This is a genomic window from Streptococcus oralis, assembly GCF_023109315.1.
Lineage (GTDB): Bacteria > Bacillota > Bacilli > Lactobacillales > Streptococcaceae > Streptococcus > Streptococcus oralis_BS.
In genome coordinates, this window is sequence record NZ_JALDUF010000001.1 from 305,879 (window position 1) to 330,956 (window position 25,078).

The 25,078-nt window shown below is 41.8% G+C and carries 28 protein-coding genes and 1 riboswitch; of the genes, 22 read left to right on the forward strand and 6 right to left on the reverse strand.

Annotated features, from left to right (window positions below; all coding sequences use genetic code 11):
* The first annotated feature begins 1 nt into the window (after nt 1).
* The 3 genes from thiW to thiE are packed head-to-tail and all read left to right on the forward strand — an operon-like array spanning nt 2 to nt 1,954.
* The gene (thiW, locus tag M1F74_RS01425) at nt 2-526 is read left to right on the forward strand and encodes an energy coupling factor transporter S component ThiW (protein ID WP_033584924.1); all 525 of its coding nucleotides are present in this window, start codon (nt 2-4) and stop codon (nt 524-526) included.
* Nucleotides 526-1,329, forward strand: coding sequence for a hydroxyethylthiazole kinase (locus M1F74_RS01430; RefSeq protein ID WP_247941648.1), 804 nt, complete (start codon nt 526-528; stop codon nt 1,327-1,329). The genes thiW and M1F74_RS01430 overlap by 1 nt, the downstream gene beginning before the upstream one ends.
* Nucleotides 1,322-1,954, forward strand: a complete 633-nt coding sequence (gene thiE / locus M1F74_RS01435) for a thiamine phosphate synthase (RefSeq protein ID WP_057488599.1) — start codon at nt 1,322-1,324, stop codon at nt 1,952-1,954. The genes M1F74_RS01430 and thiE overlap by 8 nt, the downstream gene beginning before the upstream one ends.
* A gap of 47 nt (nt 1,955-2,001) precedes the next feature.
* On the opposite strand, the gene thiD is transcribed toward thiE, so the two are convergent.
* A complete protein-coding gene (gene thiD / locus M1F74_RS01440; RefSeq protein ID WP_247946083.1) occupies nt 2,002-2,793 on the reverse strand; it encodes a bifunctional hydroxymethylpyrimidine kinase/phosphomethylpyrimidine kinase in 792 nt (263 codons plus the stop codon).
* Between the two features lie 84 nt (nt 2,794-2,877).
* A riboswitch (TPP riboswitch) is annotated at nt 2,878-2,976 on the reverse strand.
* A 182-nt stretch (nt 2,977-3,158) separates the two neighbouring features.
* Between thiD and M1F74_RS01445 the strand changes: the two genes are divergently transcribed.
* The 8 genes from M1F74_RS01445 (at nt 3,159) to manA (ending at nt 11,720) form a co-directional block, all read left to right on the forward strand.
* Nucleotides 3,159-3,554 (forward strand): CopY/TcrY family copper transport repressor, encoded by a 396-nt coding sequence (locus tag M1F74_RS01445; RefSeq protein WP_247946213.1) that lies wholly within the window; start codon nt 3,159-3,161, stop codon nt 3,552-3,554.
* A gap of 10 nt (nt 3,555-3,564) precedes the next feature.
* Complete coding sequence (locus tag M1F74_RS01450) at nt 3,565-3,936, forward strand: cupredoxin domain-containing protein (protein ID WP_247946084.1); 372 nt, start codon at nt 3,565-3,567, stop codon at nt 3,934-3,936.
* 9 nt (nt 3,937-3,945) lie between these two features.
* Complete coding sequence (locus M1F74_RS01455) at nt 3,946-6,189, forward strand: heavy metal translocating P-type ATPase (protein ID WP_247946085.1); 2,244 nt, start codon at nt 3,946-3,948, stop codon at nt 6,187-6,189.
* Nucleotides 6,190-6,401: 212 nt separating this feature from the next.
* The gene (gene spxB, locus M1F74_RS01460) at nt 6,402-8,177 is read left to right on the forward strand and encodes a pyruvate oxidase (RefSeq protein ID WP_057488594.1); all 1,776 of its coding nucleotides are present in this window, start codon (nt 6,402-6,404) and stop codon (nt 8,175-8,177) included.
* A gap of 110 nt (nt 8,178-8,287) precedes the next feature.
* Complete coding sequence (locus M1F74_RS01465; RefSeq protein WP_247946086.1) at nt 8,288-8,635, forward strand: VOC family protein; 348 nt, start codon at nt 8,288-8,290, stop codon at nt 8,633-8,635.
* Between the two features lie 189 nt (nt 8,636-8,824).
* A complete protein-coding gene (locus M1F74_RS01470; RefSeq protein ID WP_001291473.1) occupies nt 8,825-9,085 on the forward strand; it encodes a SemiSWEET family transporter in 261 nt (86 codons plus the stop codon).
* Between the two features lie 131 nt (nt 9,086-9,216).
* On the forward strand, nt 9,217-10,656 hold the full coding sequence (locus M1F74_RS01475) for a 6-phospho-beta-glucosidase (protein WP_247946087.1): 1,440 nt from the start codon (nt 9,217-9,219) through the stop codon (nt 10,654-10,656).
* 119 nt (nt 10,657-10,775) lie between these two features.
* Entirely contained in the window at nt 10,776-11,720 is a 945-nt protein-coding gene (gene manA, locus M1F74_RS01480; protein ID WP_247946088.1) for a mannose-6-phosphate isomerase, class I, read from the forward strand.
* Between the two features lie 40 nt (nt 11,721-11,760).
* On the opposite strand, the gene M1F74_RS01485 is transcribed toward manA, so the two are convergent.
* Entirely contained in the window at nt 11,761-13,101 is a 1,341-nt protein-coding gene (locus M1F74_RS01485; RefSeq protein ID WP_247946089.1) for a sodium-dependent transporter, read from the reverse strand.
* Between the two features lie 253 nt (nt 13,102-13,354).
* Here M1F74_RS01485 and M1F74_RS01490 point away from each other — a divergent pair, with 253 nt between their 5' ends.
* Entirely contained in the window at nt 13,355-14,095 is a 741-nt protein-coding gene (locus M1F74_RS01490; protein WP_247946090.1) for a MerR family transcriptional regulator, read from the forward strand.
* A 28-nt stretch (nt 14,096-14,123) separates the two neighbouring features.
* On the opposite strand, the gene M1F74_RS01495 is transcribed toward M1F74_RS01490, so the two are convergent.
* From M1F74_RS01495 to M1F74_RS01510, 4 genes are read right to left on the reverse strand one after another with little or no spacing between them, the layout of a single operon-like run.
* Nucleotides 14,124-14,579, reverse strand: coding sequence for an 8-oxo-dGTP diphosphatase (locus M1F74_RS01495; protein ID WP_247946091.1), 456 nt, complete (start codon nt 14,577-14,579; stop codon nt 14,124-14,126).
* Nucleotides 14,580-14,589: 10 nt separating this feature from the next.
* The gene (locus tag M1F74_RS01500) at nt 14,590-15,111 is read right to left on the reverse strand and encodes a DUF1697 domain-containing protein (protein WP_247946092.1); all 522 of its coding nucleotides are present in this window, start codon (nt 15,109-15,111) and stop codon (nt 14,590-14,592) included.
* A gap of 13 nt (nt 15,112-15,124) precedes the next feature.
* Entirely contained in the window at nt 15,125-16,306 is a 1,182-nt protein-coding gene (locus tag M1F74_RS01505; protein ID WP_348771750.1) for an NAD(P)/FAD-dependent oxidoreductase, read from the reverse strand.
* Nucleotides 16,307-16,363: 57 nt separating this feature from the next.
* Nucleotides 16,364-17,209: a DegV family protein gene (locus M1F74_RS01510; RefSeq protein ID WP_247946094.1), complete on the reverse strand. Its 846-nt coding sequence runs from the start codon at nt 17,207-17,209 to the stop codon at nt 16,364-16,366.
* A 124-nt stretch (nt 17,210-17,333) separates the two neighbouring features.
* Here M1F74_RS01510 and M1F74_RS01515 point away from each other — a divergent pair, with 124 nt between their 5' ends.
* From M1F74_RS01515 to M1F74_RS01560, 10 genes are all read left to right on the forward strand, one after another.
* Nucleotides 17,334-17,891, forward strand: coding sequence for a TetR/AcrR family transcriptional regulator (locus M1F74_RS01515; protein WP_000003897.1), 558 nt, complete (start codon nt 17,334-17,336; stop codon nt 17,889-17,891).
* 18 nt (nt 17,892-17,909) lie between these two features.
* Nucleotides 17,910-18,377: a deoxycytidylate deaminase gene (locus M1F74_RS01520; RefSeq protein WP_247946095.1), complete on the forward strand. Its 468-nt coding sequence runs from the start codon at nt 17,910-17,912 to the stop codon at nt 18,375-18,377.
* Nucleotides 18,378-18,465: 88 nt separating this feature from the next.
* A complete protein-coding gene (upp, locus tag M1F74_RS01525; protein ID WP_000515972.1) occupies nt 18,466-19,095 on the forward strand; it encodes a uracil phosphoribosyltransferase in 630 nt (209 codons plus the stop codon).
* 174 nt (nt 19,096-19,269) lie between these two features.
* Entirely contained in the window at nt 19,270-19,860 is a 591-nt protein-coding gene (locus M1F74_RS01530; RefSeq protein ID WP_000613462.1) for an ATP-dependent Clp protease proteolytic subunit, read from the forward strand.
* Nucleotides 19,861-19,938: 78 nt separating this feature from the next.
* Nucleotides 19,939-20,208 carry a YlbG family protein gene (locus M1F74_RS01535; RefSeq protein ID WP_000462130.1) on the forward strand — a complete coding sequence of 90 codons (270 nt, stop codon included), beginning with the start codon at nt 19,939-19,941 and terminating at the stop codon, nt 20,206-20,208.
* An 88-nt stretch (nt 20,209-20,296) separates the two neighbouring features.
* A complete protein-coding gene (locus M1F74_RS01540) occupies nt 20,297-21,457 on the forward strand; it encodes an ABC transporter substrate-binding protein (protein ID WP_247946096.1) in 1,161 nt (386 codons plus the stop codon).
* 119 nt (nt 21,458-21,576) lie between these two features.
* On the forward strand, nt 21,577-22,446 hold the full coding sequence (locus M1F74_RS01545) for a branched-chain amino acid ABC transporter permease (RefSeq protein WP_007517552.1): 870 nt from the start codon (nt 21,577-21,579) through the stop codon (nt 22,444-22,446).
* A gap of 3 nt (nt 22,447-22,449) precedes the next feature.
* Nucleotides 22,450-23,406: a branched-chain amino acid ABC transporter permease gene (locus M1F74_RS01550; protein ID WP_000856262.1), complete on the forward strand. Its 957-nt coding sequence runs from the start codon at nt 22,450-22,452 to the stop codon at nt 23,404-23,406.
* Nucleotides 23,406-24,170 (forward strand): ABC transporter ATP-binding protein, encoded by a 765-nt coding sequence (locus tag M1F74_RS01555; protein ID WP_001186017.1) that lies wholly within the window; start codon nt 23,406-23,408, stop codon nt 24,168-24,170. The genes M1F74_RS01550 and M1F74_RS01555 overlap by 1 nt, the downstream gene beginning before the upstream one ends.
* On the forward strand, nt 24,170-24,880 hold the full coding sequence (locus M1F74_RS01560; RefSeq protein WP_033584957.1) for an ABC transporter ATP-binding protein: 711 nt from the start codon (nt 24,170-24,172) through the stop codon (nt 24,878-24,880). The genes M1F74_RS01555 and M1F74_RS01560 overlap by 1 nt, the downstream gene beginning before the upstream one ends.
* Nucleotides 24,881-25,078 lie beyond the last annotated feature (198 nt).

The following is a 25,078-nucleotide window of genomic DNA, read 5'->3' on the forward strand; positions in this document are numbered from 1 at the left end:
AATGAGAAACCACCAACTTCAAGTTCACAAATTAACCATTTTATCCATGATGATTGCCCTTGACGTAGTTCTTACACCCATTTTTCGAATTGAAGGAATGGCACCAATGTCCAGTGTAGTCAACATTCTTGCAGGGATCTTGATGGGGCCTGTTTATGCCTTGGTCATGGCTACAGTCACAGCCTTTATCCGTATGTCTACTCAGGGCATTCCCCCTTTGGCCCTAACAGGAGCTACTTTTGGAGCCCTCCTCGCAGGTCTCTTTTATAAGTTTGGTAGAAAATTTTACTTCTCTGCCCTAGGAGAAATTTTGGGAACAGGGATTATCGGATCCATTGTTTCCTATCCTGTTATGGTACTTTTTACAGGATCGGCTGCTAAGCTCAGCTGGTTTATCTACACTCCGCGATTTTTCGGAGCGACCTTGATTGGTACAGCCATAGCTTTTCTTGCCTTTCGATTTTTGATCAAGCAGGAATTCTTTAAAAAAGTGCAGGGATATTTCTTTGGAGAAAGGATAGAATGATGCAGAAATTGACAAATCCTTTCCCTCTGGCAACCAGTTCCTTGATTCACTGTATTACCAATGAGATTTCTTGTGAGATGCTGGCTAATGGCATTTTGGCTCTGGGATGCAAACCAGTCATGGCAGATGATCCTCGTGAGGTTCTTGATTTTACTAAGCAAAGTCAGGCTCTCTTCATCAATTTGGGGCATTTGTCAGCTGAGAAGGAGAAAGCAATCCGTATGGCAGCTACTTATGCAAACCAAACTTGTCTTCCAATGGTAGTAGATGCGGTTGGTGTAGCAGCGTCACCCATTCGTAAGGGGCTAGTCAGAGAGCTTTTAGAATACAAGCCCACGGTCCTTAAAGGAAATATGTCGGAAATCCGAAGTCTTGTTGGTTTAAAGCACCACGGAGTGGGAGTTGATGCTAGTGCTAAAGATCAAGAAACTGAGGATTTGCTTCAAGTCTTGAAAGACTGGTGTCAACTTTATCCTGGTATGTCGTTCCTAGTCACTGGACCCAAGGATCTCATCGTTTCGGAGAATCAGGTTGCAATATTGGGAAATGGCTGTGCAGAATTGGACTGGATGACAGGGACAGGAGACTTGGTTGGAGCCTTGACAGCCGTTTTTCTCAGCCAAGGAAAGACTGCCTTTGAAGCTTCGTGCCTAGCAGTTTCTTATTTCAATATCTCTGCTGAGAGAATAGTTGTTCAAGGAATGGGATTGGAAGATTTTCGTTACCAAGTTCTCAATCAACTCTCTCTCCTAAAAAGAGACGAAGACTGGCTAGAAGCCATCAAAGGAGATGTTTATGAATAGAGAAGCACTTAGACTGTATCTAGTAACCAATCGCTACCAAGATTCCTTGGAAAACTTTCTTGAAAAAGTTGAGACAGCCTGCCGTTCAGGTGTTACCATTGTCCAACTACGAGAAAAAAATCTCACCACCAATCAATACTATCAACTGGCAAAACAAGTCAAGGAAATAACAGATGCCTATCAGGTACCCTTGATTATAGATGATCGGTTGGATATCTGTCTTGCAGTCGATGCTGCTGGTCTGCATATCGGAGACGATGAACTACCAGTTTCAGTTGCCCGCAAAGTACTAGGTTCTGAAAAAATCCTAGGTGTTACTGCTAAAACAGTTAAAAGAGCTCTCAAGGCAGAAGAAGGTGGAGCAGATTACTTGGGAACAGGAGCCATTTTCCCGACTACGACCAAAGAAAATGCCCCCATCACCCTGATTTCAACCTTGAAAACAATTTGCCAAACGGTCGCCATTCCAGTAGTTGCTATCGGAGGATTGACGTCAGAGAATATTGACAAACTTATCGGCACTGGTATAGCTGGAGTCGCTGTCGTCAGGGATCTGATGCAGGCAGAAGACATTGAGGCAAAAACGCAAGCTTTTTTAACAAAGTTGGATGACATGATTTCCTAATCAAAAACTCTCTAACTCCCTTAAAGTGGGAACTAGAGAGTTTTTTCTTAATCTTTAAAACTTGTATGGTTGACTGGACCTGAACCATGACCGAGTTGAGGAGCGTCTTGGATGGCTTTTGTGATAAAGGCCTTGGCCTTATCGACTGCCTGATAAAGACTTCTGCCCTTGGCTAGTTCAGCCGTAATCACTGCAGCAAAAGTACATCCAGTACCATGGGTGTGACAGGTTTGAATTCTTGGGCTTTCCCAGACAAATTGCTCCTCCTTGGTAAAGAGGAAATCCTTGGCACCGCCTTCAAGATGACCACCTTTGATAACCACAGACTGAGGACCAAATTCTTTTAAAATCAGGCGACCAGCACGTTGCATGTCTTCTGGATCATGGATTGAAAAACCAACAATCTCTTCTGCCTCAGGAAGATTGGGGGTGATGATGGTAGCAAGGGGAAGCAGGTTTGTTTTTAGGTAGCTTCTCGCACTAGTATCTATCAGGGTATCACCGCTTGTTGCGACCATAACAGGGTCAAGGACATAGGGACAGTCCAGCTTTTGAAGATAGGGTTGGATGATCTCCATGATTTCAGTAGTTGCCAACATACCAGTTTTTACAGCCTGAGGCTTGATATCCGAAAAGACACTCTCCAATTGAGCTTCCAACATTTGGTTGGAGACGTGCTCGATTAATTGAACGCCTCTGGTATTTTGAGCGACAAGGCTGGTCACAACGGCCATTCCATAAACATCTCTAGCTTGGAACGACTTTAAGTCGGCCATAATGCCAGCACCGCCACTAGGGTCAGTCCCAGCAATGGTTAGAGCAACGGGTAAATAAGTCATCTAAAACCTCCCAACCAACTGAAGTTTGTATTCTTAAGAACAAGCTAGTCTGTTTCAGGAAAGCAATAGAAGACCAGCTAGTCCTCATTATCATTTCCACTTCCATCAGCTAGCATTACCTAGATTGAGTCAAAGGGATCTAACAGTCGTTAATCTCAGCTTTACGCACCCCTAGTGGTTGTTTTCTTTTTTCTTCAGTATAGCATATTTTTATAGTTTATATAGTAAAATTTGACTGTAAATCTCTCGTTACATGATTAGAATTCTATTTTCGAAAAAATAATAAACATTATAATTGACAAATGTAGATTTTGAGAGTATACTAAGAGTCGTAATTGACAAATGTAGATTTTGGAGGTGTGCTGATGCAGATTTCAGATGCAGAATGGCAGGTCATGAAGATTGTTTGGATGCAGGGGGAGCAGACCAGTAGCGATTTGATCAGGGTTCTGGCGGAGCGGTTCGACTGGTCCAAGTCAACCATTCAAACTCTTTTGGCTCGTTTGGTTGAGAAAGAGTGCCTGACTAGGAAAAAAGAGGGCAAGTCCTTTGTCTATTCAGCCCTTTTAACTCTGGATCAAAGCCGAGACTTGCTTGTCCGAGATATTAAAGACAAGGTTTGTTCTCGTAGGATGAAGCAGTTAGTGTCTGATTTGATTATGGAATGTGATTTTACTTTGGCTGATTTGGCAGACTTGGAAGCTGTGATTTCTGAGAAAAAAGCTAGCGCAGTTGCTGAAGTAAAATGTAATTGTATGTAAAGGAGATGTCATGTTAAATAGTATTGTAACCATTGTTTGTATTGCCCTTGTTGCCTTTATCTGGTTCTGGTTTTTCAAAAAACCTGAAAAATCTGGGCAAAAGGCCCAGCAAAAAAAGGGCTACCAAGAGATTCGAGTGGAAGTCAAGGGAGGTTATACGCCTGACTTGATTATCCTCAAGAAATCAGTGCCAGCTCGTATTATCTTTGATCGTAAGGATCCTTCACCCTGTCTGGATCAAATTGTTTTTCCAGATTTTGGAGTACATGCGGACCTGCCTATGGGGGAAGAGTATGTAGTGGAAATCACGCCTGAGCAAGCTGGAGAGTTTGGCTTTGCTTGTGGTATGAACATGATGCACGGCAAGATGATTGTAGAGTAGGAGGAAACTATGACAGAAATTGTGAAAGCCAGCCTAGAAAATGGCATTCAAAAAATCCGTATCACAGCTGAAAAAGGCTATCACCCAGCCCATATCCAGCTCCAAAAAGGGATTCCCGCTGAGATTACCTTTCATCGTGCAACCCCTTCAAACTGTTACAAGGAAATTCTTTTTGAAGAAGAAGGAATCTTGGAACCAATCGGAGTAGACGAGGAAAAGGTGATTCGTTTTACACCTCAAGAGTTGGGTGATCATGAATTCTCATGTGGCATGAAGATGCAAAAGGGAAGTTATACAGTTGTTGAGAAGACTCGAAAATCTTTATCACTTTTACAGCGTTTTTGGATTACTAGTATCTTTACTGTGCCTCTTGTGATTCTCATGATTGGGATGTTGACAGGTAGTATCAGTCACCAAGTCATGCATTGGGGAACCTTTCTAGCCACAACGCCTATCATGTTAGTAGCAGGTGGTCCTTATATCCAGAGTGCTTGGGCCAGCTTTAAAAAACACAATGCCAACATGGATACCTTGGTTGCTTTGGGAACTCTAGTGGCCTATTTCTATAGTTTAGTTGCCCTCTTCGCTGGTCTCCCCGTTTACTTTGAAAGTGCTGGATTTATCCTCTTCTTCGTTCTTTTGGGGGCAGTTTTTGAAGAGAAAATGAGGAAAAATACTTCCCAAGCTGTGGAGAAACTACTGGATTTGCAGGCTAAAACAGCAGAAGTCTTGCGAGATGATAGCTATGTCCAAGTTCCCTTGGACCAAGTCAAGGTAGGTGACCTGGTTCGAGTACGACCAGGTGAAAAGATTGCGGTTGATGGTGTCGTAGTGGAAGGTGTGTCCAGCATAGATGAATCCATGGTGACAGGAGAGAGCCTGCCGGTAGACAAGACAGTTGGAGATACTGTCATTGGCTCAACCATCAATAATAGCGGAACGCTTGTTTTTAGGGCAGAAAAGGTTGGTTCAGAGACTGTCTTGGCACAGATTGTAGACTTTGTGAAGAAAGCCCAGACCAGCCGCGCACCGATTCAGGACTTGACGGATAAGATTTCAGGGATTTTTGTCCCAGCAGTTGTCATTTTAGGAATCGTGACCTTTTGGGTTTGGTTCGTCTTGCTCAGGGATAGTGTAGTCGTGCTTGGAGCTAGCTTCGTGTCTTCTCTTCTCTATGGAGTTGCGGTTTTGATTATTGCCTGCCCTTGTGCCTTGGGTCTTGCAACACCGACAGCTCTTATGGTAGGGACAGGACGCAGTGCCAAAATGGGGGTTCTTCTCAAAAATGGAACAGTCTTACAGGAAATTCAGAAAGTCCAAACTATTGTGTTTGACAAGACAGGGACTTTGACGGAAGGAAAACCAGTGGTCACTGATATCATTGGCGATGAGACAGAAGTGCTCGGCTTAGCTGCCTCTTTAGAAGAAGCTTCCCAACATCCACTGGCTGAGGCCATTGTTAAGCGAGCGACAGAAACTGGAATTGAGTTTCAAACTGTTGAAAATTTCCAAGCCTTGCATGGAAAAGGTGTTTCAGGGCAAATAGCTGGAAAACAAGTTCTGCTTGGAAATGCTAAAATGCTGGATAGTATGGATATTTCTAGAGCTTATCAAGAAAAACTAGAAGAACTAGAAAAAGAAGCTAAGACAGTTGTTTTCTTGGCTGTGGACAATGAAATCAAAGGTTTGCTTGCTTTGCAAGACATTCCCAAGGGAAATGCCAAGCTGGCCATCAGTCAGCTGAAAAAACGTGGTCTTAAAACAGTCATGCTGACAGGAGACAATGCAGGTGTGGCGCGTGCTATTGCCGATCAGATTGGTATTGAAGAGGTCATTGCAGGTGTCTTGCCAGAAGAAAAAGCCCATGAAATCCATCAACTTCAACAGACTGGTAAAGTAGCCTTTGTTGGGGACGGTATTAATGATGCGCCAGCCCTCAGTGTAGCAGATGTGGGGATTGCTATGGGAGCTGGAACAGATATCGCCATCGAGTCAGCAGATTTGGTGTTAACAACCAATAACCTCCTAGGAGTGGTTCGTGCTTTTGATATGAGTAAGAAAACCTTCAATCGAATTCTTCTCAACCTCTTCTGGGCCTTTATTTACAATGTCGTCGGAATTCCGATAGCGGCAGGAGTCTTTTCAGGTGTTGGACTGGCCCTCAATCCAGAACTGGCAGGTCTAGCCATGGCCTTTAGTTCTGTATCTGTTTTGACCAGTTCACTCATGTTAAACTTTACTAAAATAGACTAAAAGCGAGCTTACTCGCTTTTTATTATAAAACAGTCACATAAAACATTTTCAAACTGTACTGCAATAGAGTATAAAAACTTCTGAGCAGATTCTTAGTAAAGTCAAAATAATTGTGATAAATTAGTAGAGTAAAAATTTGCTGAAACGTTTCCAAATAATATATGAAAACGGATGAATCAAGTTTTAAAAATATTTGAAGGAGAGTTATCATTATGACTCAAGGAAAAATTACTGCATCTGCAGCAATGCTCAACGTATTGAAAACATGGGGCGTAGACACAATCTACGGTATCCCATCAGGAACACTCAGCTCATTGATGGACGCTTTGGCTGAAGACAAAGATATCCGCTTCTTGCAAGTTCGCCATGAAGAAACAGGTGCTCTTGCAGCGGTAATGCAAGCTAAATTCGGTGGCTCAATCGGGGTTGCAGTTGGTTCAGGTGGTCCAGGTGCGACTCACTTGATTAACGGTGTTTACGATGCAGCTATGGATAACACTCCATTCCTTGCTATCCTTGGATCACGTCCAGTTAACGAACTCAACATGGATGCCTTCCAAGAATTGAACCAAAACCCAATGTACAACGGTATCGCTGTCTACAACAAACGTGTAGCTTACGCTGAGCAATTGCCAAAAGTAATTGACGAAGCTTGCCGTGCTGCAGTTTCTAAAAAAGGTCCAGCTGTTGTTGAAATCCCAGTAAACTTCGGTTTCCAAGAAATCGACGAAAACTCATACTACGGATCAGGTTCTTACGAACGTCGCTTCATCGCTCCTGCTTTGAACGAAGTTGAAATTGACAAAGCAGTTGAAATCTTGAACAATGCGGAACGTCCAGTTATCTACGCTGGTTTCGGTGGAGTTGGTGCTGGTGATGTCATCACTGAATTGTCACGTAAGATCAAAGCACCAATCATCACAACTGGTAAAAACTTCGAAGCCTTTGAATGGGACTACGAAGGTTTGACAGGTTCTGCTTACCGTGTTGGTTGGAAACCAGCCAACGAAGTGGTCTTTGAAGCAGACACCGTTCTTTTCCTTGGTTCAAACTTCCCATTTGCTGAAGTTTACGAAGCCTTCAAGAACACTGAAAAATTCATCCAAGTTGATATTGACCCTTACAAACTTGGTAAACGTCATGCCCTTGATGCTTCTATCCTTGGTGATGCAGGTCAAGCAGCGAAAGCAATCCTTGACAAAGTAAACCCAGTAGAATCTACTCCATGGTGGCGTGCAAACGTTAAGAACAACCAAAACTGGCGTGATTACATGAACAAACTCGAAGGTAAAACTGAGGGTGAATTGCAATTGTACCAAGTTTACAATGCTATCAATAAACATGCTGATCAAGACGCTATCTACTCAATCGACGTAGGTGACACTACTCAAACATCTACTCGTCACCTTCACATGACACCTAAGAACATGTGGCGTACATCTCCACTCTTTGCGACAATGGGTATTGCCCTTCCTGGTGGTATCGCTGCTAAGAAAGACAATCCAGATCGCCAAGTATGGAACATCATGGGTGACGGTGCATTCAACATGTGCTACCCAGACGTGATCACAAACGTTCAATACGACCTTCCAGTTATCAACGTTGTCTTCTCAAATGGTAAATATGCCTTCATCAAGGACAAATACGAAGACACAAACAAACACTTGTTTGGTTGTGATTTCACTAACGCGGACTATGCGAAAATCGCTGAAGCTCAAGGAGCTGTTGGATTTACAGTTGACCGTATCGAAGATATCGATGCAGTTGTTGCAGAAGCTGTTAAATTGAACAAAGAAGGTAAAACTGTTGTTATTGATGCTCGCATCACTCAACACCGTCCACTTCCAGTAGAAGTCCTTGAACTCGATCCAAAACTTCACTCAGAAGAAGCAATTAAAGCCTTCAAGGAAAAATACGAAGCAGAAGAACTCGTACCATTCCGTCTCTTCTTGGAAGAAGAAGGATTACAATCACGCGCAATTAAATAATTCCTCTCGTCGAAAATCAAATTTTAAATTTGTAGACTTTATTCTTTGATTTTCAGAGAGAGGAACTTGAAAAGATCGGAGTAATCCGGTCTTTTTCTGGAGGATAGTAAATGAATTTAAATCAATTAGATATCATCGTTTCAAATGTTCCTCAAGTCTGTGCCGACTTGGAGCGTATTTTGGATAAAAAAGCCGATTATGTTGACGACAGTTTTGCACAGTTCACGATTGGCAGTCACTGCCTGATGCTGTCTCAAAATCATTTGATTCCTTTGGAAAACTTTCAGTCAGGAATCATTCTTCATATCGAGGTTGAGGATGTAGATCAGAACTACCAACGGTTGAAAGAAATTGGTGTCGAGATTTTAAATGGCCAAGCTGTAACCGATTGGGGAACAGAAAGCCTGCTAGTTGAAGGGCCTGCCGGTCTAGTGATTGATTTTTATCGTATGAAGTAGGTAATTCAATTATCAAATTTTTTATCTAAACATTCTTGGAGTGAAACTTAAAAAGATCGGAGCAATCCGGTCTTTTTCTTATCACAAGATTGTGATAGTTTACATCTTCATAACAAAAGCTTCAAAGTCTTGATTGTTTTGAAAAAAGATTATAAAATATGATTCATAAAAATGAAAGAGGTTTTGAAAATGTCTGAAAAACAAATGAAAATTTTGGGTTGGGTAGCGACCTTCATGTCTGTTATGATGTACGTGTCTTACTTCCCACAAATTATGAATAACCTGGCTGGTCAAAAAGGAAACTTCATCCAACCCTTAGTCGCAGCCATCAACTGTAGTCTCTGGGTTTACTACGGTCTTTTCAAGAAAGAAAGAGATATTCCCCTCGCGGCTGCTAATGCACCAGGTATCGTTTTTGGACTAGTAACGGCTATCACAGCTTTAATTTAAAAAGAAGACTGGTTTCAGTCTTTTTTTCGTATATATAAAAGTAAGTTTAGTGCTATCATTATCCAGAGAGTTCAAAACTTTTTGCCTCCTTTTTAGTATAATAGAAGTAATAAATCAATCGAGGTAAAGTGATGACAGAAATACTACAATTTCCAGAAGGATTTCTCTGGGGTGGTGCAACGGCGGCTAATCAATGTGAGGGTGCTTATAATCAAGATGGTCGAGGTCTTGCTAATGTCGATGTGGTACCGATTGGTCCAGACCGTGAGGCCATTATCACAGGTCAGAAAAAGATGTTTTCGTTTGAGGAGGGCTATTTTTACCCAGCAAAGGAAGCCATTGATATGTACCATCATTATAAGGAAGATATCGCGCTTTTTGCAGAAATGGGCTTTAAAACCTATCGACTTTCCATTGCTTGGACTCGGATTTTTCCTCAAGGTGACGAAGCAGAGCCAAATGAAGCTGGTCTAGCCTTTTATGAGGATTTGTTTAAGGAATGCCACAAGTATGGGATTGAACCTCTGGTGACCATCACGCATTTCGATTGCCCCATGCACTTAATCAGGGAGTACGGTGGTTGGCGCAATCGTCGCATGTTGGACTTTTACGCAAATCTCTGTCGTAGCCTCTTTACCCGTTACAAGGGCTTGGTCAAGTACTGGCTCACCTTCAACGAAATCAATATGATTCTGCATGCCCCCTTTTTAGGAGCTGGGATTTGTTTTGAAGAAGGAGAAAATCACGAGCAAGTCAAATACCAAGCAGCCCACCACGAGTTAGTAGCCTCGGCTATGGCGACTAAAATTGCTCACGAAATTGATCCAGAAAACAAGGTGGGATGTATGTTGGCAGCAGGGCAATATTATCCTAACACTGTCCATCCGAGAGACTACTGGGCAGCCATGGAAGAAGACCGCAAGAGTTACTTCTTCATTGACGTCCAAGCGCGTGGGGAATATCCAAACTATGCCAAGAAGCAGTGGGAGCGTGAGGGAGTTGAGATAGAAATGACGGCAGAGGATTTGGACTTGTTAAAGAATTACACTGTTGATTTTGTTTCCTTCTCTTATTATGCGAGTCGAGTGGCTTCAGGCGATCCAGAAGTGAGGAATCTGACAGCTGGAAATGTCTTTGCCTCTATCAAAAATCCCTATCTGAAATCCTCTGAATGGGGTTGGCAGATTGACCCACTGGGGCTTCGTATCACTCTCAATGCCATCTGGGATCGTTATCAAAAACCTATGTTCATCGTAGAAAATGGCCTCGGTGCTATGGATACGCCAGATGAAAATGGCTATGTAGCGGATGACTATCGGATTGCTTATCTAGAAGCCCACATCAAGGCTATGCGAGATGCTATTTACCAAGATGGCGTTGAATTGCTTGGTTATACGACTTGGGGTTGTATAGATCTGGTTTCAGCTGGAACAGGCGAAATGAACAAGCGCTATGGTTTTATCTATGTGGATCGTGATAATGCAGGTCAAGGAAGTCTCAAACGGAGCAAGAAGAAATCCTTCTACTGGTACAAGGATGTCATTGCCAGCAATGGTGCAAGTATTAAGTAGAGAACATTTGTTCACTATTTTTATAAAATCTTCTCCCTACTTTATAAGATGTGAAAAAGAGTTCAATTAGATCTAGCTTTTTGCTATAATGAGGTGAGAAAAACAGACAGGAGAATAAGATGTCAGAACCATTATTTTTACAATCAGTTATGCAAGAAAAAATCTGGGGTGGAACCAAGCTACGTGATGAGTTTGGCTATGACATTCCAAGTGAAAAAATCGGAGAATACTGGGCTATTTCAGCCCACCCAAATGGGGTTTCAAAGGTTGCTAATGGTCGCTTTGAAGGAATAGACCTTGCTACTTTGTATGCGGAACACCGTGAATTGTTTGGCAATCGTCCAGAACCTGTATTTCCACTCTTGACCAAGATACTCGATGCCAACGATTGGCTCAGCGTCCAAGTTCATCCAGACGATGCTTACGGGCTCGAGCATGAAGGCGAACTTGGAAAAACAGAATGCTGGTATATCATCGCTGCAGATGAAGGATCAGAGATTATCTATGGCCACAATGCCAAGTCAAAAGAAGAACTCCGCCAGCAAATCGAGGACAAAAACTGGGATGCGCTGTTGACAAAAGTGCCAGTTAAAGCAGGAGATTTCTTCTATGTACCAAGTGGTACCATGCACGCTATCGGTGCAGGGATCTTGATTCTTGAAACCCAGCAGTCTAGTGACACTACCTACCGTGTCTATGACTTTGACCGCAAGGATGACAAGGGCAACTTGCGTGAACTTCACCTTGAAAAATCCATTGATGTTTTGAACATTGGCGAGCCTGCAAATAGCCGTCCTGTGACTGTCAAAGCTGATGACCTGCGTTCTACACTCCTCGTTTCCAGCGAGTTCTTCGCAGTTTACAAGTGGGAAATCACTGGCAAAGTTGACTTTGAAAAGACAGCTGACTACAGCCTGTTCAGTGTCTTAGCTGGTCAAGGCCAACTAACTGTTGACGGGAAAAACTATCCAATCCAAAAAGGTAGCCACTTTATCCTACCAAGTGATGTTGAAGCTTGGGTCTTGGAAGGGCAAGGTTTGGAATTGATTGTTAGCCATCCATAAAAAAGAAAGGGCCTGAGTTTACTACTCAAGTCCTTTTTGATTACATAAATTGGGCGATAAAAACCACAATGATGATAATAGGAATGATGAAACGAAGAAGGAAGAGCCAGACTTGGAAAAGTCCTTGTTTCCATGCTCTTTCATCAAGATGGAGTTCCTCCTTAGCAAGAGCCTTCTTAAAGATATAGCCTGTAAAAAGTGAAAGGCAGAGGGCTCCAAATGGCATGAGGAGATTGGAAACCAAGAAGTCCATAGCATCAAAGAAGGTCTTCCCAAAGATGTGAACATCCGCCATAACACCGTAAGAAAGGGCTGAAGGAATTCCGAAGATAAAGTTTAAAATCCCTAAAATAGCACTCCATTTGCCACGCTTGCGGTTGTCCTGGTTGGTGATATTGCCCACATTGATTTCCAGCATCACGACAGAGGAAGTGACCGTCGCAAAGAGGAAGAATAAGAGGAAAAGGATGTAGAAAATGGTTCCAAAAGGCATCTTGTCAAAGAGTTGAGGCAAGACGATAAAGAGCAGGCTTGGTCCCCCTTCAGACTGGATATTGAAGGCTGACATGGCTGGGAAAATGGCTAGTCCCGCCATGATGGAAACCGAGATGTTCATGGCTACGATGGAAATCCCTGACCGGACCAGATTGGTTTTCTTGTCCAAGTAGGATGCATAGGTCAGCATGGCTGTAACCCCTAGTGAGAGTGCAAAGAAAGATTGTCCCAGAGCATAAAGGAGACCAGCGCTAGTTAGTTTTGAAAAGTCTGGTTTGAGGAAGTAGAGAACCCCTTCCATGGCGTTTGGCAAGCTGAGAGAGCGCCCGATGATGACAACAAAGATGATAAAGAGTAGCGGCATCATGACTTTTGAGGCTCTTTCAATCCCTTTTTGAACCCCACGTGATACAATAAAGATATTCAACAAGATAAAGGCAGCTTGTGCGCCAAGGGCAATGGCTGGATTTGAAATGATTGAAGTAAATAACTGAGCATAATCACCCGTTCCACCAAGTTGGAGCAATTTTCCAAACTCAATACCTAGATAGACTAGAATCCATCCACCGATAACACTGTAAAAGGAGAGGAGGATAAAGAGGGCAAAGGCACCAATCCAACCGATAAAGTTGTACTTGTTATTGTTGCCCAGTTTTCCAAAGGTTTTGATAGCGGAAACGCCAGCACTACGGCCGAGGGCAAATTCAGCCAGCAGGAGCGGGAAACCGATTAAAATGGTGGAAATGAGAAAGACCAACAAAAAGCCTCCCCCGCCATTAGCGGCAGTCATGTAGGGGAACTTCCAAACGGCTCCAAGTCCGATGGCTGAACCAGCAGATGCTAAGATAAAGCCTAGTTTCGAGCCCCATTGCGATTTTTCTGACATAGTTGAAACTCCGATCTCCTTTTTTAAAATAAGAAAAGGCTACTTGAGTTGTCAAATAGCCTTCTCTCAATGGCTCTTTATGAGCCTTCTGCTTGATTGATAGACTTGACTATCCTATCATGTTTTCTAGGGTCTGTCAAGAAAACCATTTTCAAGTTTTCACACCTTTATCAAAAAGTCAAAAATTTTTTTCAAAAACACTTGACTCTGACCTAAGGGGAGGGGGTATACTATTTCTTGTAAGGAGGAAATCATGTATCATATAAAAGAAGCTGCGCAGCTTTCAGGTGTCTCTGTCAAGACCCTGCACCATTACGATAAGATAGGGCTCTTGGTTCCCTTAAAGTTGGGAAACGGATATCGAACCTACAGTCAAGAGGATTTGGAACGACTTCAGGTCATTCTGTACTACAAATATCTAGGCTTTTCTTTAGAAAAAATAGCAGAGCTGTTAAAGGAAGAAAGGACAGATTTATTGCCCCATTTGACCAGGCAGTTGGACTATCTAACTCGAGAAAGGCAACATCTGGATACCTTGATTTCCACCTTGCAAAAAACCATTCAAGAACAAAAAGGAGAAAGAAAAATGACGATTGAGGAAAAATTCACTGGATTCAGCTATCAAGACAATCAAAAATACCACCAAGAGGCGGTAGAGAAATATGGTCAAGAAGTCATGGACCAGGCTCTCGAACGCCAAAGTGGTAGAGAAGATGAGGCTACGGCTGCCTTTAACCAAGTTTTTCAAGCCTTGGCACAAAACCTTAAAAATGGACTAGCTGCAACAGCGGTCGAAAACCAGGAAGAGGCAGCTAAGCTCTTGCAAGCCCTTCGTACTTATGGATTTGACTGCTCTATTGAGGTATTCGGTCATATCGGCAAAGGCTACGTCTACAACCCAGAGTTTAAGCAAAACATTGACAAGTTTGGACCTGGTACAGCTCAATACACATCAGATGTTATTGCTGCTTACGTTCAGACAAATGCAGAATAAATAGGCTAGGAATTTCCTAGCCTATTTTTTACTTCAAATCGTAAAGCCAGTCGTCACCGTCTTTGTAGTAAAAAAATTCACTGAGATTCTCTTCTAAAAAAACACGAAGCATATCAGACATATCATCGGTTGCAAGTTTTAGTTGAGAGAGATTTTCAAACTCTTCCCACCAAACTTTCCCTTCGTCTGAAGACTGGAGTTCACCAGTAAAGTGTTCTGTCTTGTAAAAAAGGACGACATAACGATAATCCTTGTCATCGTACCAGTTTTTGATACCACAGAGTTGGGGTTTGGAAATGGTCAGACCAGTTTCTTCTTTCACTTCACGAATGACAGCATCGACAAAGGATTCGCCACGTTCAACATGACCACCAGGAAAAGTAATGCCAGGCCAGTCAGGATTAACTCGATCTTGAACCAGAACCTGGTCTCCATTTTGAATCATACACATATTGACAAATTCGACTGTTTCTCTTCTGTTCATATTGTTTTTCCTATTTTGTTAGTAACTTTTCCACGACGTTTAACTTTCGCATGGTCAGAACCACGCCAAACAATTTTTCAAGATAGTTGGTATTGAGCTTTTTTTGTTTTGCAGTTCTAGGAAGATAGAGGTAGAGACAGTAATCGACTACACAGATTTCTTCCTCGCCGTAGTCAGTTTTCAATTTTTCTAGTGGCAGACTTTGGATAAGTCCTTGATAAAGAATCACATGTACACGATCATGAAGATAGTCTTCTTTAAATGGATTCTCATGAACAATCTTTTCAAAATCGTTCTTATTCTTGATAACCATTTTTAAGTCGGCCCCAATTTTTTCCTTTATCAAAGTATGAACGCGTTCTCGTATTTCTTCTAAATCTGAGTCACTCTCAAGAATAATATTCCCACTTTGAATATAGGTTCGAACGTGTTGAAAACCAGCTTCTGTCAAAATATCTACCAAATAAGACATTTTCGGGATAGCATTTTTTCCATTAGGAGTAACGCCTCTTAGTAAAATAATATGTTCCAAAGGACTTCCTTTCTTATTTGGTATTTATTGGATTGGAGCCTGCCACCCAGCCGGTGCAGAGGGCAGAAGTGATGTTGAAACCGCCCGTGTGGGCATTGATATCCAGGACCTCGCCAGCAAAGTGGAGCCCAGGTACCAGCTTACTTTCGAGGGTTTTGGGATTGATTTCCTTGAGACTGACACCGCCTTTAGTTACAAAGGATTTGGCAAGAGACATTTTGCCAGTCACAGGAATTTTGAGAGCCTTGATAGACTGGAGTAGTTGCTCGCGTTCTTTTTCAGTTAGCTGTTTAACTTTGTCAGGATAGCCTTGCACAAAAAATTCTGCCAAGCGTTCTGGAAGCAAAGTTTTTAAAGCATTTTTCAAGGATTTTTCCCGATTTTCTTCTAGAAATGTCATCAAGTCCCTCTCAGAAAGTTGAGGCAAAACATCTAGCGAGAGAACCTCCCCGCCCTTGACAAAGCTGGACATACGCAGAGCAGCAGGACCAGATAAACCAAAGTGAGTAAAGAGCAGATCATGAGTAATGACATGCTTGCCATAGTTTAAGGTCACATCGTCTAGTGAAATCCCCTGAAGCGCTTTATGCGGGAAATCAGTCAACAAAGGACTCTCAGCAGCCTCAAGCTCAGTAATGGTATGCTTAAAATGACGGGCAATCTCATGTCCAAAACCAGTCGAACCAGTAGAAGGATAGGATTTACCACCAGTTGTAACAATCAGTTTATTACAAGTGAAGCTTTGGTCTGCGGACTTAAGGACAAACTGGTCGTCTATCTTTTTAACCGAAACAATTTCTGTTTGAGTGAGAACTTGTCCGCCTAGCTCAGCGATTTTCTTATCCAAGGCTTCAATAATGGTCCGAGATTTGTCGCTGGCAGGAAAGACACGACCGTGGTCTTCAACCTTAAGTTTAACACCGTTTTCCGTAAAAAAGTTGATGATATCATGGTTATCAAACTGGGAAAAGACACTGTATAGAAAGCGTCCATTTCCAGGGATACCAGCTAGTAGGTCATCTAGAGTTCCGTTGTTGGTTACATTACAACGGCCACCACCCGTTCCAGCTAATTTTTTTCCGAGTTTTCGATTTTTTTCGATGAGAAGGGTTTTCTGACCATAAAAGCTACTGGAAATCGTAGCCATCATACCAGCAGGACCTCCACCGATGACAATAGTATCAAAATGTTTCATAGCTCTATTGTACCACAAAAAACAAGAGATGCTTGGCATCTCTTGTTGCTCATAATCTTAGTTGATTTCATATCCCATCAACAAACCGCCATCTTCTGCATAGAAACTGCAGAGACCAGACGTCGGGATGATTTTGATATTGGCTTGTGGGAAGGTTTCCAGCAAGCGTTCTGACAATTGCTGACAGAATTTTTCATTGCTGCGATGAGCCATGACGATACGGCCACCAGCGTAGCCAGCTTTGATGAGTTCTTCATAGGCTGCTTGAAGGGATTTTTTTGGTCCACGCGCTTTCTGGAGCAGTTCTAAAGTTCCAGTTTCACTTGCTTCCCCAACCATACGGATGTTGAGAAGCCCAACAACTGCACCGATAAGCTTACTCAAACGGCCATTTTTGACTAAGTTATCAACTTTAGCAAGAACAAAGAGTAACTTCGTTTTTTTTTGGTAGGCTGTAATAGCTTCAACAATTTCTTCAAAAGAAAGTCCTTGATCAATCAAGTCATTGATTTTTTCTACAATTAGGTCAACTTCCCCACCAGCAGATAAACTATCAATCACATGAATCTGAGTGTCAGGGTGTTCTTCAAGGTAGATGTTCTTAGCGAGCTGAGCACTATTATGGCTACCTGAAAGAGTACCAGTAATGGTAACGACAAAGATATGCTTTGCACCTTCAAATGCACGCAAGTAATCATCAGGGCTAGGACAAGCTGATTTTGAAGCCTCAGAAGTCGCATACATGGTTTCCATCATGTGGTCAATGTCGAGATTGGCATCATCAATAAAGACCTGATCAGCTACTTGAATGGTTAAAGGAACACTGATAAATTCAGTATCGATAGCGGGAGTTACCAATTGACGATAATCACAACCAGAGTCAGCTACAATCTTCCAAGTCATAGAAATTCTCCATCTTTGTCACTTATACATTGACAAAGGTTCTGTCTTTTTTTACAATTATATCATGAAAGCCCTTGAAACAAAAGTACCACCTCTCTGTTGTCACAAGTAGAAAGAAATTGTTATGTCTGAACGTAAAATATCTGAAAAATCTCTTGAAAATCTCAGAAAATCAAATCAAGAATCCAATTTTTTAACTAGGGAAGCAATCGAGACGGCTCTTTTGCAACTTCTAGAGAAAAAAGACTTGGCCAAGATCAGTATTTCGGAGCTGGTCAAACGGGCGGGCGTCTCTCGTGCTGCCTTCTATCGTAACTATGACTCCAAAGAAGAGATTTTGGAAAGTGTTTTTAAACGCAGTGTCCATAACATTATGGAACAGTTGAGCCACTATGATGTCAAAACCGATCTTTATCTAGTCTGGGTACACCTTTTCCGCGCAGCTAAGAAAGAAGCCAAGGTTATCCAACTTGCTCTGGACTATCATTTGGAAAAGATTTTTGTCCAAGCCATGCAGGAATTTCTAGAAAAATACCACGGAAAGTCAAAAGGCGTTAGCAGCTACCTTCATTCCTTTTGGAGTTCTGCCATCGTATCGGTTCTGCTCAAATGGATCAAGGATGGCATGAAGGTTCCGGCTGAAAAGATTGCAGATTTACGCTTGCCATTTTTCAAAAAATAGAGGACAAGGAGAAGACTTATGACAGAAAAAAGACTGGCTTGGGATGAGTACTTTGCAGCCCAGGCTTTACTGATTGCCAATCGTTCGACCTGCAAACGTGCCAAGGTGGGAGCTGTCCTAGTCAAGGATAATAAAGTCATTTCAACAGGCTATAATGGTTCCGTATCAGGAACGGAGCACTGTATTGACCACGAATGTCTGGTCATTGAAGGACACTGTGTTCGAACCCTTCACGCGGAGGTCAACGCCATCTTGCAAGGGGCTGAACGAGGGGTTCCAAGAGGATTTACAGCCTATGTGACCCATTTCCCGTGTCTGAACTGCACCAAACAACTGCTACAAGTTGGTTGTAAGCGTGTGGTTTATATCAACCAGTACCGAATGGATGACTATGCCCAGTACCTTTATCATGAAAAAGGCACCAAGTTGACCCATTTACCATTAGAGACTGTTCAGACGGCTCTTCAAGAGGCAGATTTGATTTAAAAATTAATAAAAATAAATGGTTTAGAAAGCTTTTTAAACCATTTTTTGATATAATAAGAAGAATAAATTGAAAGAAGGAATTCAGAAAATGGGAAAAATTGAAGTCATTAATCATCCACTCATTCAACACAAATTGTCAATCTTGCGTCGTACAGACACTTCTACAAAAGCTTTTCGTGAGCTAGTAGATGAGATTGCGATGTTGATGGGATATGAAGTACTTCGTGATCTTCCACTTGAAGACGTTGAAATTGAAACACCTATCACAAAGACCGTTCAAAAACAATTGGCTGGTAAAAAATTGGCGATTGTCCCAATTTTGCGTGCAGGTATCGGGATGGTAGATGGTCTCTTGAATCTGGTTCCAGCAGCAAAAGTTGGACACATCGGTATGTACCGTGATGAAGAAACCCTTCAACCAGTTGAATACTTGGTGAAATTGCCTGAAGATATTGACCAACGTCAAATCTTTGTTGTTGACCCAATGCTTGCAACAGGTGGCTCAGCAATCTTGGCTGTAGATTCACTTAAAAAACGTGGCGCTTCAAATATCAAGTTTGTCTGCCTAGTATCTGCTCCAGAAGGAGTGAAAGCTCTTCAAGAAGCACATCCAGATGTAGAAATCTTTACAGCAGCCTTGGATGAACGCTTGAACGAACATGGTTATATCGTTCCAGGTCTTGGAGATGCTGGAGACCGCTTGTTCGGTACTAAATAAAATCCCAAAGTAAATATTGAAACTAGAAGTTTGTTTTTGACTTGAAAGGAGGTTGAGTTTTTGTTTCTGTTTAGAGAATAGAGCAAAAATTTGACCTTTTTTGACCAAAAAGATATAATAGTTCTGTATTGAAGTCGTATGACTAAGAAAATTCAACATTAAAAGGAGAAATGAATGATTCCTGTAGTTATTGAACAAACAAGCCGTGGAGAACGTTCATATGATATTTACTCACGTCTACTAAAAGATCGTATCATCATGTTGACTGGACCAGTTGAAGACAACATGGCCAATTCCGTTATTGCCCAATTGCTCTTCTTGGATGCCCAAGACAGTACAAAAGATATTTACCTTTATGTCAACACACCTGGAGGCTCTGTTTCAGCTGGTTTGGCAATCGTTGATACTATGAACTTTATCAAGGCAGATGTCCAAACCATCGTGATGGGGATGGCAGCCTCAATGGGGACTATCATTGCATCAAGTGGAGCAAAAGGCAAACGTTTCATGCTTCCAAATGCAGAGTACATGATTCACCAACCAATGGGTGGTACAGGTGGTGGTACCCAACAAACAGATATGGCAATCGCTGCAGAGCACTTGCTTAAAACTCGTAAGACTTTGGAGCAAATTCTTGCAGATAACTCTGGTAAAACAGTTGAGCAAATTCATGTAGACGCAGAACGTGATTACTGGATGAGCGCCCAAGAAACACTTGAGTATGGCTTTATCGATGAAATCATGGCCAACAATTCTTTGAGCTAACCAACCTAAAAAGCAAACTCGACGGGGTTTGCTTTTTTTGATATAATAGGAGAAGATTTCTTAGAAAGAGGATTCATCATGTTTGAAAAGGTCAATCGATCAGGATTAATCATCTATCTTTACTATAATCGGGATGCAAAGAAACTTCAGGAATACGGTGACATCTGTTACCATTCTAAGAAGCATCGCTATTTGCAACTCTATGTTCCAACTGAGGAGTTAGATGACTTAGTAGAGAGATTAGGTAAGGAAAGATTTATCAAGAAAATTAGACGGTGCCACATTCAAGAGTTAGAAACTCCCTTCGTTGGCAATCTCTATCGAAACGAAGAAAACGTTATCATTTAAAAAAGTGAATAAAAAGGTTGACAATTTTCTGATAATTCGGTATATTCTTAACATACTATTTTGGAACAATATTATAAGGAGATAAAAAATGAAGAAAAAATTTGCCCTATCTTTTGTGGCCCTTGCTAGCGTAGCCTTTCTCGCCGCTTGTGGAGAGGTCAAATCAGGAGCCTCAAACGCTGCTGGTAACTCAGTCGATGAAAAGACAATTAAAGTTGGATTTAACTTTGAAGAAACTGGTGCCGTAGCAGCCTACGGAACATCTGAACAAAAAGGAGCTCAACTTGCCGTTGATGAAATCAATGCAGCAGGTGGTATCGATGGAAAACAAATCGAAGTTGTAGACAAAGACAACAAGTCAGAAACTGCCGAAGCAGCTTCTGTTACAACGAACCTTGTTACCCAATCAAAAGTAGCAGCTATTGTAGGACCTGCGACCTCTGGTGCAACTGCTGCAGCTGTGGCTAACGCTACCAAAGCTGGAGTGCCATTGATCTCACCAAGTGCCACTCAAGATGGATTAACCAAAGGTCAAGATTACCTATTTATTGGAACATTCCAAGATAGCTTCCAAGGGAAGATTATTTCAAACTATGTGACAAACAAATTGAATGCTAAGAAGGTTGTTCTTTATACTGACAATGCTAGTGACTATGCTAAAGGTATTGCTAAATCTTTCCGCGAAACCTACAAGGGTGAGATTGTAGCAGATGAAACGTTTGTAGCAGGTGATACAGACTTCCAAGCAGCCCTTACTAAAATGAAAGGGAAAGAGTTTGACGCTATCGTTGTTCCAGGCTACTACACAGAAGCAGGTAAAATTGTAAACCAAGCCCGTGGTATGGGAATTGATAAACCAATCGTTGGTGGTGATGGATTTAATGGTGAAGAATTTGTTCAACAAGCAACAGCTGAAAAAGCATCAAACATTTACTTCATCTCAGGATTCTCAACTACAGTTGATGTTTCTGAAAAAGCTAAAGCCTTCCTTGAAGCATACCGTGCTAAATACAATGAAGAACCTTCAACCTTCTCAGCCTTGGCTTATGACTCAGTTTACCTAGTAGCCAATGCTGCAAAAGGTGCTAAAAATTCAGGTGAAATCAAGGACAACCTTGCTAAAACAAAAGATTTTGATGGTGTAACTGGTCAAACGAGCTTTGATGCTGACCACAATACAGTGAAAACTGCTTACATGATGACCATGAACAATGGTAAAGTAGAAGCAGCAGAAGTTGTAAAACCATAACATTAGAATAGTAGTTGAAATAGGGAATGAGCCTTTGACTCACTCCCTGTTTCGGTGTTTATGAACTTGTGAAAATGATGAAATTTTCTAAAAAATAACGATAGAAAAGAGTGAATGCTATGCTCCAACAACTTGTGAATGGTTTAATTCTGGGTAGTGTTTATGCACTTTTGGCCTTGGGTTATACCATGGTTTATGGAATTATCAAACTCATCAACTTCGCCCACGGTGATATTTATATGATAGGTGCCTTTATTGGTTACTTTTTGATTAATTCCTTCCAAATGGATTTCTTTTTAGCTTTGATTATTTCAATGGCAGGAACCGCACTACTTGGTGTTGTGATTGAATTTCTTGCCTACCGTCCTTTGCGACACTCTACACGTATTGCCGTATTGATTACTGCCATCGGAGTGTCTTTCCTACTGGAATACGGAATGGTTTATCTAGTAGGTGCCAATACTCGTGCCTTCCCTCAAGCAATTGAAACAGTCCGCTTTGACTTGGGACCAATTAGCTTGACAAATGTTCAATTGATGATTTTAGCAGTTTCTGTACTCTTGATGGTTTTATTGCAATTAATCGTCCAAAAAACAAAAATGGGGAAAGCCATGCGTGCGGTATCAGTTGATAGTGACGCAGCTCAATTGATGGGAATTAATGTAAATCGTACAATCAGCTTTACTTTTGCTTTGGGTTCAGCCCTTGCTGGTGCGGCAGGTGTCCTCATTGCCCTTTACTACAACTCTCTTGAACCTTTGATGGGCGTGACTCCAGGTCTAAAATCATTCGTTGCAGCCGTACTTGGTGGTATCGGGATTATTCCTGGTGCAGCTCTAGGGGGATTTGTGATTGGCTTGTTGGAAACTTTTGCTACTGCCTTTGGTATGTCTGATTTCCGTGATGCTATCGTTTATGGAATCTTGCTTTTGATTCTGATTATTCGTCCTGCAGGTATCCTTGGTAAGAATGTGAAAGAGAAGGTGTAAACAATGAAGACAAATCTTAAAGTAAATATTCTCTGGTTATTCCTTCTGTTAGCGGGTTATGGATTGATTAGCGTACTGGTTTCTGCTGGTGTTCTCAATCTATTCCATGTCCAAATTTTAGAACAAATTGGGATTAATATCATCCTTGCAGTAGGTTTGAACTTAATTGTCGGTTTTTCAGGACAATTCTCACTTGGTCATGCAGGTTTTATGGCGATTGGGGCTTATGCAGCAGCGATTATTGGTTCAAAATCACCAACCTATGGTGCCTTCTTTGGAGCAATGGTCTTGGGTGCCTTGATTTCTGGTGCAGTTGCTTTGCTCGTTGGGATTCCAACACTACGTTTGAAGGGTGACTACTTGGCTGTTGCAACACTAGGTGTCTCAGAAATCATTCGTATCTTTATCATTAATGGTGGAAGTTTGACCAACGGTGCTGCTGGTATCTTGGGTATTCCAAACTTTACCAACTGGCAAATGGTTTATCTTTTTGTGGTGATCACAACTATTGCAACTCTCAACTTCCTACGTAGTCCAATTGGACGCTCTACTCTATCTGTTCGTGAGGATGAGATTGCTGCAGAGTCCGTTGGGGTAAACACTACAAAGATCAAGATTATCGCTTTTGTCTTTGGTGCTATTACAGCAAGTATTGCTGGTTCACTTCAGGCTGGTTTTATCGGATCTGTTGTTCCAAAAGATTACACCTTTATTAATTCCATCAATGTGTTGATTATCGTTGTATTTGGTGGACTTGGATCGATTACTGGTACCATCGTTTCAGCGATTGTTTTAGGAATTTTAAATATGCTCCTTCAAGATGTTGCTAGCGTACGTATGATTATCTACGCCTTGGCTCTTGTATTGGTCATGATTTTCAGACCAGGTGGACTTCTTGGGACATGGGAATTGAGTCTATCACGTTTCTTTAAAAAATCGAAGAAGGAGGGACAAAACTAATGGCATTACTTGAAGTTAAACAGTTAACCAAACATTTTGGCGGTCTAACAGCTGTTGGAGATGTCACTCTTGAATTGAACGAGGGAGAATTGGTTGGTCTGATTGGACCAAATGGTGCTGGTAAAACAACCCTTTTCAATCTCTTGACCGGTGTTTATGAACCAAGCGAAGGTACTGTGACACTAGATGGACATCTCCTAAATGGGAAAACTCCCTATAAGATTGCCTCACTTGGTCTCAGTCGTACCTTCCAAAATATTCGTTTGTTCAAGGACTTGACAGTTTTGGAAAATGTTTTGATTGCATTTAGCAATCATCATAAACAACATGTCCTTGCGAGCTTTCTACGTCTACCAGCTTTTTATAAGAATGAGGAAGAATTAAAAAGCAAAGCTTTGGACTTGCTGAAGATTTTTGATTTGGATAGTGACGCAGATACTCTTGCTAAGAATCTGGCCTATGGTCAACAACGCCGATTAGAAATCGTTCGTGCTCTGGCAACTGAACCTAAAATCCTCTTTTTGGATGAACCGGCAGCTGGGATGAATCCTCAAGAAACAGCTGAATTGACAGAACTGATCCGTCGTATCAAAGATGAATTTAAAATTACTATCATGCTCATCGAACACGACATGAATTTGGTTATGGAAGTCACTGAGCGTATCTATGTTCTGGAATATGGTCGCTTGATTGCTCAGGGAACTCCTGACGAAATTAAGACGAATAAACGTGTTATCGAAGCTTATCTAGGAGGTGAAGCCTAATGCCTATGTTAAAAGTTGAAAACCTCTCTGTACATTATGGTATGATCCAAGCAGTTCGTGATGTGAGTTTCGAGGTTAATGAAGGAGAAGTTGTTTCCCTTATCGGTGCCAATGGTGCTGGTAAAACAACCATTCTTCGTACCCTTTCAGGTTTGGTTCGCCCAAGTGCTGGTAAAATTCAGTTTTTAGGAAAAGAAATTCAAAAGTTGCCAGCACAAAAAATCGTGGCAGGTGGCCTTTCACAAGTTCCTGAGGGACGCCATGTTTTCCCAGGTTTGACTGTTATGGAAAACTTGGAAATGGGAGCTTTCTTGAAGAAAAATCGTGAAGAAAATCAAGCCAACTTGAAAAAAGTCTTTTCACGTTTCCCTCGTCTGGAAGAACGAAAAAACCAAGATGCGGCAACTCTTTCAGGCGGTGAACAGCAGATGCTGGCTATGGGACGCGCGCTCATGTCTACACCTAAACTTCTCCTCTTGGATGAGCCGTCAATGGGACTTGCCCCTATCTTTATCCAAGAAATTTTTGATATCATTCAAGATATTCAGAAGCAAGGAACGACAGTTCTCCTAATTGAACAGAACGCTAACAAGGCCCTTGCTATCTCTGACCGTGGTTATGTACTTGAAACAGGCAAGATCGTCCTATCAGGAACAGGAAAAGAACTCGCCTCATCAGAAGAAGTCAGAAAAGCATATCTAGGTGGCTAAAACAGTCCAGTGGATTGTTTTAGTCGGTGGATGAGAGTTGCGAAAGCAATTCCCCTATAGACCCGGGGGACCTTTTTAGTCGGCGGATAAAAATTGCGCAAGCAATCCCTCTATAGACCGGGGGACCTTTTTAGTCGGCAGATAAGGATTGCGTAAGTAATCATCCAATCCAGTGGATTGTTTTAGTCGGCGGATGAG